We start from the raw sequence: 13,358 nt of genomic DNA, 5'->3' as shown, positions 1-13,358 counted from the left end.
TCGCCGGTACATGGATGTGCCGTCGAAAAATGCGCCGGGCATTGGCGGACCCGCGCATCGCGCGGGCATGCGTCCCGGGTGTGCTTGACCAGCCATTCGGCTGTTGGAAAAGCGCCTCTTTTGGTTACTTTTCTTTGCACAGACAAAGAGAAGGTCCTCAACAGCCGAATGGCTGGTCAAAGTGACTCGCGCACCGCAGGTGCACGAAAGCTGTTCTGCCTTGGCTTTTCAAGATTTAAAGACGAGAGCAAAGGCTTCCGCCTGCTGCGCAGCCGGGTTCCTTTTGGTTGCGGCAAAAGGAACCAAAACCGCTTCCGCCGGACGCATGCCGATGCGGTAAAGCCGCATCGGTGCCCTGCGCTTCTCGCGGAACGGGGCGGCGCGGAACTCGCTGCGCTCAGACACCCGCGCCTTATTCCCCCGCTCCGCTGCGATGCTCGGCATGCTTTCACGGCTTGGGCACGTCAACAGCGGAAAGCAGAAAGCTTCGCGGCACCGCAGCGGCACACCGGGGATGACTGTTCCGAGCTCAGAGCTCGGACAGCCAAGCATATTGCCTGGAGCGTCGAGCTAATTGCTCCATCGACCGAGCTTTTTGCTCGGAAGCCCAAGCAATCTGCTCCGAACGCCGAGCTCCCCTACCCGGCGCGCCGGGCTTTTTGCTCCGAAGCCCGAGCAGATTTGCCCGGAGCGTCGAGCTTTTTGCCCGGAGACCCGAGCAATTTGCTCCGAACGCCGAGCTACCCTACCCGGCACGCCGGGCTTTTTGCTCCGAAGCCCGAGCAGATTTGCCCGGAGCGTCGAGCTTTTTACTCGGAGACCCGAGCAATTTGCTCCGAACGCCGAGCTCCCCTGCCCGGCACGCCGGGCTTTTTGCTCCGAAGCCCGAGCAAATTACCCGGAGCGTCGAGCTTTTTGCTCGGAAGCCCGAGCAATTTGCTCCAAACGCCGAACTCTCCTACTCGGCACGCCGGGCTTTTTGCTCGACGGCCCGAGCAAATTGCTCCGCGCACCCCACGTCGGCCCCGGCTTTCCGGGCGACGGGCGTCACGCCGGCTTGACGGTTTCCCGCCGGCTGGCTATCAACACCGGTACATCACCGGGGAATCACCATGCGTACCGTCCTGTCCGGCAGCCTTGCCGCGCTGCTGTTGTTCGCCCTGCCCGCCGCGGCCCACCAGCCCATCGCCAGCGCGCGGGTGGCCTTCGACCGCGACGGCGTCACCGCCACCCAGGCCCAGGGGCTGGCCGATGTGCAGGCCCAGCGCGCGCTCAGCGTGGAGGATCCGGTGCGGATCGCCTCGATCTCCAAGCTGGTGCTGGCTATCGGCGTGATGCGGCTGGTGGAGGAAGGCACCTTCGACCTGGATACCGACGTGTCGACTTATCTGGGCTGGCCGCTGCGCCATCCGCGCTTTGCCGATACCCCGATCACCCTGCGGCTGATGCTCTCGCACCGCTCCGGGCTGACCGATGACGCCGGCTACTGGGCCACACCGCTGGATGGCGACATCCGCGAGATTCTGGACGATCCGCGCGCCTGGGATACGCACGCGCCGGGCACCTGGTTCCGTTACACCAACCTCAACTCGCCGCTGGTGGCCTCGATGATGGAGCGCGCCACGGGCGAGCGCTTCGACCTGCTGATGCAGCGGCTGGTGCTGCAGCCGGCGAAGATCACCGCCTGCTACGGCTGGGAAAGCTGCAATGCCGCCACCGCCGCGCGTGCGGTGGTGCTGTATGACGCCGCAGGGAAGCCGGCGGTGGATGACAACCGCGGCGCAAAACCCGAATGCAACGTGCGCCGCGCCGCCAACGGCAGCTGTGACCTGGCGTTGTGGCAGCCGGGCCGCAATGGCGGCGCGTTCTCGCCGCAGGGCGGGCTGCGGATCAGCGCCACCGCGCTGGCGCGGGTCGGCCGGCTGCTGCTGGGCAAGGGTGAGATCGACGGGGTGCGGGTGCTCAGTCCGGCCTCGGTACAGACCCTGCTGACCCCGCAGTGGGTGTACGCGCCGGGCAACGGCCAGACCTGGGAGGACGGCGAGCCGGAGCCGCCGCCGGGCCAGCCGCGCGCCACGATGTGCCGCTACGGCCTGTCCACCATCACCCTGGCCAGCGGCCACCCGGACTGCGGCGATGACCCGTTCGGCGACGGCATCGTGCGCGTGGGCCATTCGGGCAACGCCTACGGCCTGCGCTCGGGGCTGTGGATCGACCCGGCCAGCGGCACCGGCGTGGCCTACTTCGCCACCGGCATGGACGGCGCCCCGGCCGGCACACACTCGGCCTATACCGCCGAGGAGGAGCGGCTGGCGACCGGGCGATAAACCGTCGCCGCAACACCGCGACCTAACGAAAGGGCTGCCAGAAGGCAGCCCTTTTTGTTGCGACGGGCGGGAATCGAACGCGACGCGTGGAGCTACGACGACCGGTTCCGCGCGGGGGGATCAGCCTTCGGCGTCGGCCTCGCCAGCATCTTCCTGCAGCATGGCCAGGTGCGCGGCCAGCGCCGCCTCATCCACGATCGGCGCATCGCTGATCGAGCCGGCGTCCACGCGCCAGTCGCCGTCGCGGTTGAGCAGCCGGTAGCGGACCTTCTCGGTGCGTTGGCGGGTGCCGTTGTACAGCGGAATATCGCCGTACTTGGCCGCGGCCGGCAGCACGTAGGCGACCTCGGCGATGCAGCTGCCGGTGCTGCAGCGCAGTTTGCCGATGCGGTGGGTGCTGGCCACGGAGATCGTGTCCGCGCCGATGGTTTCGTAGTCGGCAGGGGCGTGGACCAGCGGCGCCAGCGTGTCCGGGTCCGTTTCCAGCCGGCCGCCGGAAAGTTCGAATCTCACAAACGCGTCCAGCGCCTGCTCCGGGGTCGGCCAGGCGAAGACGGTGGCGGGGAACAACGCGGCGCAGAGGACAAGTGGCTTGAGCATGGTGGGTCTTCCGGTCTCCACAGGTGGACGCCCAGAGGGCGGGCAGCGGAGCATTGCACATAACCGCGCTCGTATTCATTCATGTGAAAACGAAGTCGGATGGCGGCGCCGCGAGTGTCCCCGGCGCACGCTGCAGGGGGCATGGATGCGGGATGCGGGATCGTCAGGGTCCGGCGGCGGCACGTTTTCTGAAATGGAAAACCGCGGCCGAGGCCGCGGTTTCTGTTGGCACCGTTCCAGTCGACCGCCAGCGCTGGCGGCCGGGGCGGCGTCAGCCGGTTTTCCGCGCCGCATCGGCCATGTCGAACACCGCCAGCGCGACATGGCCGAACAGCACGGTCGCCAGACACGCATATGTCAACGGCAGCAGGGGAAAAACAGAATGGGGAAGCAGCTGCAAACTCCCGGCGATGGAGTTGCCGGTAAACAGGAAATAGCCGGGCAACCCGATCAACAGGATGAGAGCGAAGGCCATCAAAATGGCCCAGGCCAGCCTGATGAAAATCTTGGCGACGAGTCTTCCAGCACGGTAATGGGTCAGCACGTTGATCCTCGAAAGTCGGTCAGGGAAACGGCGGGCAAAGCGCATTCCTGTATACCCGAAATACCTGCGCGAGGTCCGGCGGCCTGACAGGCATCCCGCCGCGTGCGGCCAGGCGCCGACGGAAATGTCGGCATTGGCCCGGGCTGTGGGCGGCTGGGCCGGTTGCCAAAGCAGGTTTTATCCCTCCCCCCCGCGACCTACTCCTGCAACCACGCCCTGCGCGCGGCCGGCGCGTGGAAACTCCACGCCACGAAGCGGCTCTGTTTGTGGCCCTGGGCCATGGCGACCTCGCGCACCTCGGCGGCGCCGGCCTTGGTCAGCTGTTTGTGCAGGTCGGGCAGATGCTCGCTTTTGGCCACCAGCGAGGAAAACCACAGCACCTGCGTCTGGAACACCACGCTTTCCTTGATCATCCGGCGCAGGAACGAGGCTTCGCCGCCGGTGCACCACAGCTCGTTGGCCTGGCCACCGAAGTTCAATGCCGGCGCCCGGCTGCCGCGTGGCGCCCGCGCGTTGCCGAGGTTGCGGCGCTTGCGCTGGCTGCCCTGCGCGGCCTCTTTGGCCGAGCTGTGGAACGGCGGATTGCACATGGTCAGCTGGAAGCGGTCCTGCGGCTGCAGCAGTCCGGCGAACAGGCTGCCACGCGCATGCTGCTGGCGCAGCTCGATCACCTTGGCCAGACCGTTGGCCTGGAGGTTGGCGGCGGCGCACTGCAACGCGTCCGGATCGATATCGCTGCCAACGAACGACCAGCCGTATTCGGCCTGCCCAAGCAGCGGATAGATGCAGTTGGCACCGACGCCGATATCCAGCACGCGCACGTGCGGTCCGCGCGGGATCGTGCCGCCGGCATCGGCGGCCAGCAGATCGGCCAGTCCGTGCAGGTAGTCCACCCGGCCCGGCACCGGCGGGCACAGGTAGCCTTCGGGAATATCCCAGTGCCTGATGCCGTAATCACTGGCCAGCAGCGCGCGGTTGAGCTCGCGCACCGCCAGCGGATCGCTGAAATCGATGCTCTGCGTGCCCGCCGGCGTGCGGACCAGGTGCGCCTTCAGCGCCGGGTTGGCGGCAACCAGCCGTGGCAGGTCATAGCGGCCCTGGTGGCGATTGCGGGGATGCAGGCCGGGCGTCGCCGCGGCAGGCGTGGCGGCGGTACGCCGCGGTGACGGGCGCGGGGGTGGGGAATTCATGCACGTATTAGACGCCATGGGGAGCGCGGGATGCAGCCACCGCAAACGCTCCGGGCCGCCACCGCCCGGCAGACACGGGCAGTGCGTGGACACCGGTCCGGGAGAACCGGGCGCCGCTTCCGCAGGTCAGGAGGCAACCGCGGCCGTGAGGCGCTCCAGTTTCTGGACATTTTCCGGCGTCAGGCCCCCATCTTCCGCAATCCGCCTGGTAAGGGCGGCCACGGTGGCGGCATGTGCATCCCCCAGCACTTCGGCTTCACCCCGGCTGGCATCGATCACCGTTTTGCCGGGCAACTCCAGCTGATTGAAGATCTCGCGGCAGCGCTCCAGATTCTGGGCCGTTTCAAAATGATTGGGCACATCACCGCGCGCGCGGATCCGCTGCAGCCCTTGTGCCGGCGTCAGGTCCAGCAAAAGCAGCAGATCCGGCCGGGGTGCGAAATCATTGGAATGCAGCATTTGCTCCACCGGCAGACCCGCAGCGCCCTGATACGCCACCATCGAAGGGAAATAGCGATCCAGGATGACGATCTGCCCCCTGTCCAGCGCCGGCCTGATGATCTCTTCCACATGCTGCTGGCGATCCAGAAGCAGGTATTCCACCTCCTCTTCCGGGCGTAGCCTTCCGGTAGCCGCGGTTTCCCGCAGGCGCGTCCCCCAGGGGCCATTGGTCGGCTCCTTGCTCAGGACGACTTCCGCACCGGCAGATTCCAGCACCCCCGCCAGTTTGCGCGCGAGGGTGGATTTGCCAGCGCCATCAATGCCTTCGATGGCGATGAGCAGGCCGCCGGTGATCTTTTCTTTGTTCATGGCGCTACTTTAACGGAACCCGCCGCGCCCACCCAGCGCCGGTGAAGCCCCGCGGGCACCCTCCTGTCGGCATGGACCGTTCGACTCACGAACCCGGCGGCGCCGGGCAGTCCCCCTGCTGCTGGCAGAACAGCAGCGCGCGGCGCTGCTGTTCTGCGTCGAACTCCGGTGGCGGGCGGGCGATGGCGGACTGGATCTGGTCACGGCCATTGGTGAGTTTATGCAGGCCCTTGGCCGCGGCCATCAGCCCGTAGTTGATGCCCATGAAAAGGTAGCCACCACTGAGGCTGACCTGTTCGGGCGTGGGCGGCTCGCTCCAGGATTTGCTGAAACGGTTGGGCGCAGGTGCGACCGGACTCTTGAAGCGGTACAGGTCCAGCGGCTGCTCGTCCTCGGGCTTGAGCGCGCGCACCTCTTCCAGGGTGGTGACCTTGTCCTGCGCCGGCGTTGGTGGAGCCGGCGGCGCGATGGGGGGCGCCACCCCGGCGGTTCCCGGGAACGCCGGTGCGGACGGCGGCGTCTGCTGCGCCTGCGCCGCCCCTGCCAACAGCAGGCCGGCCATCATCGCCTGCCATCCACGTGTTGCCACCATCATCCACGTCCGCCTGTTCCGCCGAGCGCGCAGGATACGGCGGCGCGGCTTCAGATTTTGTTGGTGGATGCCCGGCCCTGTTCAGCGTAGAAAACAAATCCGTCTCACACGCTGAGATCGGGGTGTGCTTCCATGCCGCTCCTTTGACCGGCAGTTGCGTGCATGGCGTTCTCCCTCGCTCCCCGCACCGAAGCCAGCGAACGGGCGCTGGCAACCACCGATGGCCTGCCTTCGCGTGACGGCTCGCTGCTGGGCCAGCGCTTGGCCCGGCGCTACAAGGACCGGGTGACCGGCAGCTTCACCCTTCCCGGCCGCGAAGGCAGTTACGCGCCGATTCCCGATGACGTGCCGGAGGCGCTGAAAGCCGCATTGAAGGCGCGCGGCATCGAGCAGCTGTACTCGCACCAGGCGCAGGCCTGGGACGCCAGCCAGCGCGGCGAGCACGTTGCCATCGTCACCCCGACCGCCTCTGGCAAATCGCTGTGCTACACGCTGCCGGTGGTAAGCGCGGCGATGCAGGGCAATGCCAAGGCCTTGTACCTGTTCCCGACCAAGGCGCTGGCGCAGGACCAGGTGGCCGAGCTGCTGGAGCTCAACCGGGCCGGCGATCTTGGGGTCAAGGCCTTCACCTTCGACGGTGATACGCCCGGCGATGCGCGGCAGGCGATCCGTTTGCATGGCGATATCGTGGTCAGCAACCCGGACATGCTGCACCAGGCGATCCTGCCGCATCACACCAAGTGGGCGCAGTTCTTCGAGAACCTGCGCTATGTGGTGATCGACGAGATCCACACCTATCGCGGTGTGTTCGGCAGCCATGTCACCAATGTGCTGCGCCGGCTCAAGCGCATCTGCGCGTTCTACGGCGTGCAACCGCAGTTCATCCTGTGCTCGGCCACCATCGGCAACCCGCATGCGCATGCCGAGGCGCTGGTGGAAGAGAAGGTGCATGCGATCACCGAGTCCGGCGCGCCGAGCGGACCCAAGCACGTGCTGCTGTGGAACCCGCCGGTGATCAACGCCGATCTGGGCCTGCGCGCCTCCGCCCGCTCGCAGGCCAACCGCATCGCCCGCATCGCGATCAAAAGCGGCCTGAAGACGCTGGTGTTCGCACAGACGCGCTTGATGGTCGAGGTGCTGACCAAGTACCTGAAGGACATCTTTGACAACGACCCGCGCAAGCCGGCCCGCATCCGCGCCTACCGCGGCGGCTACCTGCCGACCGAACGGCGCGAGGTGGAACGGGCGATGCGCGCGGGCAGCATCGACGGCATCGTCAGCACCTCGGCGCTGGAGCTGGGCGTGGATATCGGTGCGCTGGATGTGGTCATCCTCAACGGCTACCCGGGCAGCGTCGCCGCCACCTGGCAGCGCTTCGGCCGCGCAGGTCGGCGTCAGCAGGCGGCGCTGGGCGTGATGGTGGCCAGCAGCCAGCCGCTGGACCAGTACGTGGTGCGACATCCGGATTTCTTCGCCAATGCCACGCCCGAACACGCACGCATCTCGCCGGACCAGCCGCTGATCCTGTTCGACCACATCCGCTGCGCCGCCTTCGAACTGCCGTTCCTGGCCGGCGAGCCGTTCGGGCCGATCGACCCGCTGGTGTTCCTGCAGGCGCTGGCCGAGACCGAAGTGGTGCACCAGGAAGGCGACCGCTGGGAGTGGATCGCCGACAGCTACCCCGCCAACGCGGTGAGCCTGCGCGCGGTGGCCGATGGCAACTTCGTGGTGGTGGACCGCAGCGACGGCAAGCAGCAGATCATCGCCGAGGTGGACTATTCCGCCGCCGCGCTGACCCTGTACGAAGGCGCGATCCACATGGTGCAGAGCACGCCCTACCAGGTGGAGCGGCTGGACTGGGACGGGCGCAAGGCCTACGTCACCCGCACGCACGTGGACTACTACACCGACAGCATCGACTTCACCAAGCTCAAGGTGCTGGACCGCTTCGACGGCAACGGCGCCGGTCGCGGCGATTCGCACCATGGCGAGGTGCATGTCGTGCGGCGCGTGGCCGGCTACAAGAAGATCCGCTACTACACGCACGAGAACATCGGCTACGGCCCGGTCAACCTGCCCGACCAGGAACTGCATACCACCGCGGTGTGGTGGCAGTTGCCGCAGGCGACCTTGCTGCGCAGCTTCGCGCAGAAGCAGGACGCGCTGGATGGTTTCCTCGGCGCGGCCTATGCGCTGCACATCGTCGCCACGGTGGCGGTGATGGCCGATGCGCGCGACCTGCAGAAGGCGGTGGGCAGCGGCGATGGCGCCTGGTTTGCAATCGCCGACCAGACCGGCCGCGGGCAGCTGCGTGGCAACGACGCCGGCGAGACCACGGTGGAACTGATGCAGAGTTTCGTGCCGACGGTGTACCTGTACGACAACTTCCCCGGCGGCGTGGGCCTGAGCGAGCCGCTGTGGCAGCGTCAGGACGAGCTGGTACAGCGCGCGTTGGAACTGGTCGAGCGTTGCGACTGCAGCGCCGGCTGCCCGGCCTGTGTCGGTCCGGTGCTGGCCGCGCAGGAGGACAACAACGACGTCACGCCGCGTTCGCTGGCGCTGCGGGTACTGGCGCTGCTGTCGGCCGAGCGCTGCGATCAGGTGCCCGCCGTGATGGTCGATGACGTGGACGAGGCGCTCGACCTGCTGCCATGAGCATCAGCCTGGACAAGCTCAAAGCGCTGCGGAAACAGGCCGGGCATGTGGACAAGGCAGCGCTTGCGCCGTCTTCCGCATTGGTGGTGGATGCAGCGACGTCACCCGCTTCCGCTTTTTCAGCGACGACAAGGGACGCGCGAGGTTCTTCGCAACCAGACAGCGATGGGACGATTGCAGACGCGGCGACGGTAGCGACGTCGCCGACATCGACCGCGGAAAACGCCACCGCCTCCCCCATCGCAGATGTCGCCACACCGCCATTGCCCGCGCACGGCGATACGACAGCGCGCGCGCAACAACATCCACCGGCGCCGCGCGAAACCTCGGTGTTCGGCTGGGTCGAGCAGATCCAGCACAAAGCGGTCGCGGCACCGCGTGCGCCTGCCGCAACTTCCACGCGGCCAGCTGTGCGCCGGCCGCAGGATGGCGACGTGTTGCGGCGCCTGCTCGCCACCCGCAAGCGGGCTGCCGGCGCTCCGTTGCGCGCCGAACCTGCGGGCCCCGTTGATCGCGAATTGCCCGGCAGCGAGATCGCGCCCGGCCTGCATCTGATCGAAGCCTTTCTGCCCCAGCCAATTCCCGCGCAGCCGCTGTCGCTGGCTTTCAGCAAGCGCCCCGATGAGGCGGTGGCCCCGCACGATCTGCTGTTCTTCGATACCGAAACCACCGGTCTGGCCGGCGGCACCGGCACCCGCGCCTTCATGGTCGGCGTCGCCGACTGGCATCGTGATGCCGCGCGTGGTGAAGGCCTGCGTGTGCGCCAGCTGCTGATGGCCACGATGGCCGCCGAGAGCGCGATGCTGGAGCTGTTCGCCAGCTGGCTGGCGCCGTCCACCGTGCTGTCCAGCTACAACGGCCGCTGCTACGACGCGCCGCTGCTGAAGACGCGCTACCGGCTGGCACGGCGTGGCGATCCCATTTCGGCGTTGGACCATGTGGACCTGCTGTTCCCGACCCGCCGCCGTTATCGCGGCACCTGGGAGAACTGCAGGCTGGGCACCATCGAACGGCAGCTGCTGCAGATCGCCCGCGAGGATGACCTGCCCGGCTCCGAAGCCCCGGCGGCGTGGCTGGGCTATCTGCGCGGCGGCAGCGCCCGCAACCTGCGCCGTGTCGGTGAGCACAACCATCAGGATGTGGTGACGCTGGCGCAGCTGTTCCTGCGGCTGGTCGAGGAGCAGCGCAACGACGAAAGTCGGCATGAACTGGAAGCTGCCGGATCATCTGCCGCAGCGGTGTCTTGAGGACGTACTCCGTTGCCCGCATCGCTTCTTACCGTTACCTCTCGTTGCTCGCGGGAATCGTATCGGGAGCGGTGCTCACTCCTCGATAAGTGACTTGTCGCAGGCCGTACAGCTATGGATGACAACCAGCTGGCCCGTCACCTCGTCCTGATAGTCGGCTACCTGATATCCAGCCGGGTTATTGAAGTGGTTGATCGCGTGGAACCCATGTCCATCGATCTTGATCGTCTCATCATCGCCACGGCTGCGTGGGTCAACGTAGCTGTCGACGGCAATTACGGCCATCGCATCCGTTGAGGGACTCATGGCTTCCTCAGGACTGACATCTCCACGGAAAACAGATCTTCAGCTTTCCAGCGTTCATGAAAAGGGGTTCCCGGCCGCATACCCGGCACACCCACGCCATCCATATCATTTCGACCGTATTGCCTACGGGGGAAATAGACGTCAACAGCGCTTTCCGTTTCAATCTCGCCACCATCGACACCACCAATGAAACGCGTCGAAGTACTGCCGCCATCTGGATTTAGATCTATTCGCGCCTCGACAAAGCCGACGCGACATGGACCAAGACCAAAGTAATCGTGGTCCTCGAACAGGTCGGTATAGATCACACCGCGATAGGTATCGGCATCGACCTGTTGCAGTTCGAACGGCACGTTCTCCTTGATCCGCATCCGCGTACCGGCCATGCCCCCCAGATCCGGCAGACACGGGTCGGCCAGTTTCGTCTCGTACTGCATGAAGCCTTTGATCGAGGCGAATGGACCCGGCGCGTCTTTCAGCGTCACCGTCAGTTCGTACGCGGTGGGAGTGGGGTTGCGCTTGAGTTCGGGCTGCGGCGGCGCTCTATGCCTCACATCCGCGTAGGCACCTGAGGTGAAAGAGCCAACGCCGCATGCCGTAAACACACTGCTCAGCAGCAGCGCCCCAAGGATGCGAAGTATCGATTTCATCAGTCCTCCATGACGGGCACGTTGATCCAAACGGGACGAAAGCAGAACGCCTTTGCGGAATCGGAACCAGACGCTTTCGACATCGGCATCCGAAAAGTCGGGGGGGTGCAGGTGTTCCTGTGGACTACACCGTTGAGACGCACCGCCGGACAGCGATAGAGGCGATGAAATAGTGAATCGGCGCGCACCCGCCGTGCTATCGGCAAGCGCGCGCCCTCACATCGAAAGACGGGGTGCGCCCTGTTCCTGTTGTTGCATCTGTTGCGAAGGCGAAGCGGCCTGCCGCTTTTCAAAGAGCGCAGCACGCTCAAAAGACTGCTCCACGGCAGTGGCCACGGCTTCGGATGAACTCACCTGCACGCGCAGGTGCGCCGGGTCATTCAACGCGCCCTGGACAACAAACAGGTTGGGACCTGCGACAGGGGCAGCGCCTCCCGGGCTCATCAGCACATGGTCGGCACGGGTGATGCCACCGGCCTTGGCCTCCGCGAACAGTCGCGCACTGGCGCGATCTGTCGCTGCGTCCGGGACCCGGTCAAGAATGGCATCCACCGCCCTCATGCCCTGCTGGATCTGCACGTAGAGCCCGTGATCCGGGTGTGCAGGATCGCGGGCATCAACGGATGCAGGCAATGCACAGCCGGTCTGTCGCAATGCCGCGGGCTGTTCCTGCATGTCACGTCCGGCGAACACGTTGCGGGCCCGGTCAACGACACCGTCGACAACGTTCCGTGGCAGCGCCAGTGTGTTGTGGAGCGTGGCCACGTCCGCGCGGTACTTATCGATCATCGGCTTGTACTGTTCGTAGCGGGCGGCATTCTCAGCACCGGTGATCGAGCCGCCGATACCGAGATCATTGTCCGCGAGGAAGTTGCGGCTGTAGTGCGCCTCGACGCCAACGCCAGCCACTACGGCCAGCGGATTGCGTAGATCAGTGAAACGACGGTCATCGTTGGCGTACCCAGCCAACTCCAATGCTTGAATATCCTTCTGTGCGGCGTAAACACGGACTTCGCCGACATGCCGACTCGCAGCGCTCACAAAGTCGGTCGCACGCACATGGTTGATGATCTGGCTGCCCCCTTCATGCAGGTCGGCGGTCAGACCTGCAGCACCATAGGCGTTGAAGGTCTCACCGCGCAGGCCATAGCGGTAAGCGGTGATCTGCGCCAGCGTTCCACCAAGAGAATGACCAACAACTGAGAGTGGCATTGCTCCACAGGCTTCAGCATTGTTCTTCGCATATTCCAACGCGAACTCTGTTGCGTTCATCGCAGCTTTGGCCTGGCTGTTCGCTCCAAACATCACCATTCCACCGTCGGCGATAAGACCATCCTTGACCAGTTGCTTGTCGAACTCGGTGCCGCGGTGGGCAAGGATCAGCTCACCGGTCTGCAGGCTTTCATACAGAACTCCCTGATAGCCGGATTCATCATCGAAGCGCCTGACAACCTTGATCCTGTGTCCATCAAGATCAAACCATTCTTCTTCTTGACGCGGCTTCGCCGCCTCATACACATCTACGGCCAACCTGGAATTGATGGTCGTGTCCATGCCCGGTCAGTTCCGCTTATGGGCAACAAGCTCGATGCCGAAGAGGTCTTTCCCATCCACTCTGGCGCGCATCTGGGTTCCTTCCCGGAATGAAGGAACAGATGCGCCACCGAACGTCCCTGCGGGATACTGACGCTTCAGAAATCCCGAATGCATGGGAGTCTGCTTCTGGATTTCATCCAGCGACAGGTATTCAACAAATGCGCTTTCGGTCGTCGCTCCGGTTGGCCGCAACTCCACCCTTGCTGCTACAAGGCCCACATGGCAGCTCCCCAGACCAAAGTAATCGTGGTCCTCGAACAGATCGGTATAGATCACACCACGATAGGTATCGACATTGACCTGTTGCAGTTCGAACGGCACGTTTTCCTTGATCCGCATCCGCGTACCGGCCATGCCCCCCAGATCCGGCAGACAGGGATCGGCCAGTTTCGTCTCGTACTGCATGAAGCCTTTGATCGAGGCGAATGGCCCCGGCGCGTCTTTCAAAGTCACCGTGATTTCGTACGGGGTGGGCGTGGGGTTGCGCTTGAGTTCGGGCTGCGGCGGCGCCCTGTGTTTTACATCCGCGTAAGGATTGGATGCGATCGGGTCAGACATCGAACGTGCTCCGCATGCGGTGCCGATACCGGCCAGGAACAGTGCCATAACGGATAGAGAAATCGGCTTCATCGGTCCTCCATGACACGTAAGTGGAGCCGATTGTGCCGCAGATGGAATTCGGCGAGTTCACAGCACGCCGGCACAAACGACTGTTGCCGAAGACTCGCAGACCAGACACCCCTTTACCGTGACCCGCTTCCACTTTTGCCGAAAACAGAAGGGCCGCGCAGCAATGTTGCGCGGCCCGGGGCATGATCGGCCGGTCAGCCGCTGACCGGTT

13 protein-coding genes are annotated in these 13,358 nt (G+C 65.1%); 3 read left to right on the top strand and 10 right to left on the bottom strand.

Going from position 1 to position 13,358, the window contains the following annotated elements:
- Positions 1–228: 228 nt before the first annotated feature.
- Entirely contained in the window at positions 229–405 is a 177-nt protein-coding gene (locus tag ARC78_RS06180; protein ID WP_158499978.1) for a hypothetical protein, read from the bottom strand.
- A 707-nt stretch (positions 406–1,112) separates the two neighbouring features.
- Here ARC78_RS06180 and ARC78_RS06175 point away from each other — a divergent pair.
- On the top strand, positions 1,113–2,327 hold the full coding sequence (locus tag ARC78_RS06175; RefSeq protein ID WP_057505928.1) for a serine hydrolase domain-containing protein: 1,215 nt from the start codon (positions 1,113–1,115) through the stop codon (positions 2,325–2,327).
- A gap of 120 nt (positions 2,328–2,447) precedes the next feature.
- Here the strand turns inward: ARC78_RS06175 and ARC78_RS06170 are convergent, their stop codons facing one another.
- From ARC78_RS06170 to ARC78_RS06150, 5 genes are all read right to left on the bottom strand, one after another.
- Positions 2,448–2,927, bottom strand: a complete 480-nt coding sequence (locus tag ARC78_RS06170; protein ID WP_054660384.1) for a hypothetical protein — start codon at positions 2,925–2,927, stop codon at positions 2,448–2,450.
- 271 nt (positions 2,928–3,198) lie between these two features.
- Complete coding sequence (locus tag ARC78_RS06165; protein WP_054660386.1) at positions 3,199–3,516, bottom strand: hypothetical protein; 318 nt, start codon at positions 3,514–3,516, stop codon at positions 3,199–3,201.
- Positions 3,517–3,668: 152 nt separating this feature from the next.
- Positions 3,669–4,661, bottom strand: a complete 993-nt coding sequence (gene rlmF, locus ARC78_RS06160) for a 23S rRNA (adenine(1618)-N(6))-methyltransferase RlmF (protein WP_096144915.1) — start codon at positions 4,659–4,661, stop codon at positions 3,669–3,671.
- A 126-nt stretch (positions 4,662–4,787) separates the two neighbouring features.
- Positions 4,788–5,471: a dTMP kinase gene (gene tmk / locus ARC78_RS06155; RefSeq protein WP_057505927.1), complete on the bottom strand. Its 684-nt coding sequence runs from the start codon at positions 5,469–5,471 to the stop codon at positions 4,788–4,790.
- 85 nt (positions 5,472–5,556) lie between these two features.
- Entirely contained in the window at positions 5,557–6,066 is a 510-nt protein-coding gene (locus ARC78_RS06150) for a hypothetical protein (RefSeq protein WP_057505926.1), read from the bottom strand.
- A 159-nt stretch (positions 6,067–6,225) separates the two neighbouring features.
- Between ARC78_RS06150 and ARC78_RS06145 the strand changes: the two genes are divergently transcribed.
- Positions 6,226–8,718: a DEAD/DEAH box helicase gene (locus ARC78_RS06145; protein ID WP_054658828.1), complete on the top strand. Its 2,493-nt coding sequence runs from the start codon at positions 6,226–6,228 to the stop codon at positions 8,716–8,718.
- On the top strand, positions 8,715–9,965 hold the full coding sequence (locus tag ARC78_RS06140) for a ribonuclease H-like domain-containing protein (RefSeq protein WP_083468461.1): 1,251 nt from the start codon (positions 8,715–8,717) through the stop codon (positions 9,963–9,965). Before ARC78_RS06145 ends, ARC78_RS06140 begins: the two co-directional genes overlap by 4 nt.
- 75 nt (positions 9,966–10,040) lie before the next feature.
- On the opposite strand, the gene ARC78_RS06135 is transcribed toward ARC78_RS06140, so the two are convergent.
- From ARC78_RS06135 to ARC78_RS06120, 4 genes are all read right to left on the bottom strand, one after another.
- On the bottom strand, positions 10,041–10,271 hold the full coding sequence (locus ARC78_RS06135; protein ID WP_145974287.1) for a hypothetical protein: 231 nt from the start codon (positions 10,269–10,271) through the stop codon (positions 10,041–10,043).
- Positions 10,268–10,921 (bottom strand): hypothetical protein, encoded by a 654-nt coding sequence (locus tag ARC78_RS06130; RefSeq protein ID WP_054658834.1) that lies wholly within the window; start codon positions 10,919–10,921, stop codon positions 10,268–10,270. Before ARC78_RS06130 ends, ARC78_RS06135 begins: the two co-directional genes overlap by 4 nt.
- Before the next feature lie 216 nt (positions 10,922–11,137).
- Positions 11,138–12,475, bottom strand: a complete 1,338-nt coding sequence (locus ARC78_RS06125; protein ID WP_054658836.1) for an XVIPCD domain-containing protein — start codon at positions 12,473–12,475, stop codon at positions 11,138–11,140.
- Positions 12,476–12,481: 6 nt separating this feature from the next.
- On the bottom strand, positions 12,482–13,147 hold the full coding sequence (locus tag ARC78_RS06120) for a hypothetical protein (RefSeq protein ID WP_057505925.1): 666 nt from the start codon (positions 13,145–13,147) through the stop codon (positions 12,482–12,484).
- Between the last annotated feature and the right edge of the window lie 211 nt (positions 13,148–13,358).

Origin of the sequence: Stenotrophomonas pictorum JCM 9942 (genome assembly GCF_001431585.1) — a bacterium.
In the GTDB taxonomy this organism is placed as follows: domain Bacteria; phylum Pseudomonadota; class Gammaproteobacteria; order Xanthomonadales; family Xanthomonadaceae; genus Stenotrophomonas; species Stenotrophomonas pictorum.
Note: the sequence above shows the minus strand (reverse complement) of the source record. Positions and strands in the feature narration are given on the sequence as shown.

Coding starts and splice junctions, on each gene's coding strand:
- ARC78_RS06175 (WP_057505928.1), top strand. CDS start 1,113: ATGCGTACCGTCCTGTCCGGCAGCCTTGCCGCGCTGCTGTTGTTCGCC.
- ARC78_RS06170 (WP_054660384.1), bottom strand. CDS start 2,927: ATGCTCAAGCCACTTGTCCTCTGCGCCGCGTTGTTCCCCGCCACCGTC.
- ARC78_RS06165 (WP_054660386.1), bottom strand. CDS start 3,516: ATGCGCTTTGCCCGCCGTTTCCCTGACCGACTTTCGAGGATCAACGTG.
- rlmF (WP_096144915.1), bottom strand. CDS start 4,661: ATGAATTCCCCACCCCCGCGCCCGTCACCGCGGCGTACCGCCGCCACG.
- tmk (WP_057505927.1), bottom strand. CDS start 5,471: ATGAACAAAGAAAAGATCACCGGCGGCCTGCTCATCGCCATCGAAGGC.
- ARC78_RS06150 (WP_057505926.1), bottom strand. CDS start 6,066: ATGATGGTGGCAACACGTGGATGGCAGGCGATGATGGCCGGCCTGCTG.
- ARC78_RS06145 (WP_054658828.1), top strand. CDS start 6,226: ATGGCGTTCTCCCTCGCTCCCCGCACCGAAGCCAGCGAACGGGCGCTG.
- ARC78_RS06140 (WP_083468461.1), top strand. CDS start 8,715: ATGAGCATCAGCCTGGACAAGCTCAAAGCGCTGCGGAAACAGGCCGGG.
- ARC78_RS06135 (WP_145974287.1), bottom strand. CDS start 10,271: ATGAGTCCCTCAACGGATGCGATGGCCGTAATTGCCGTCGACAGCTAC.
- ARC78_RS06130 (WP_054658834.1), bottom strand. CDS start 10,921: ATGAAATCGATACTTCGCATCCTTGGGGCGCTGCTGCTGAGCAGTGTG.
- ARC78_RS06125 (WP_054658836.1), bottom strand. CDS start 12,475: ATGGACACGACCATCAATTCCAGGTTGGCCGTAGATGTGTATGAGGCG.
- ARC78_RS06120 (WP_057505925.1), bottom strand. CDS start 13,147: ATGAAGCCGATTTCTCTATCCGTTATGGCACTGTTCCTGGCCGGTATC.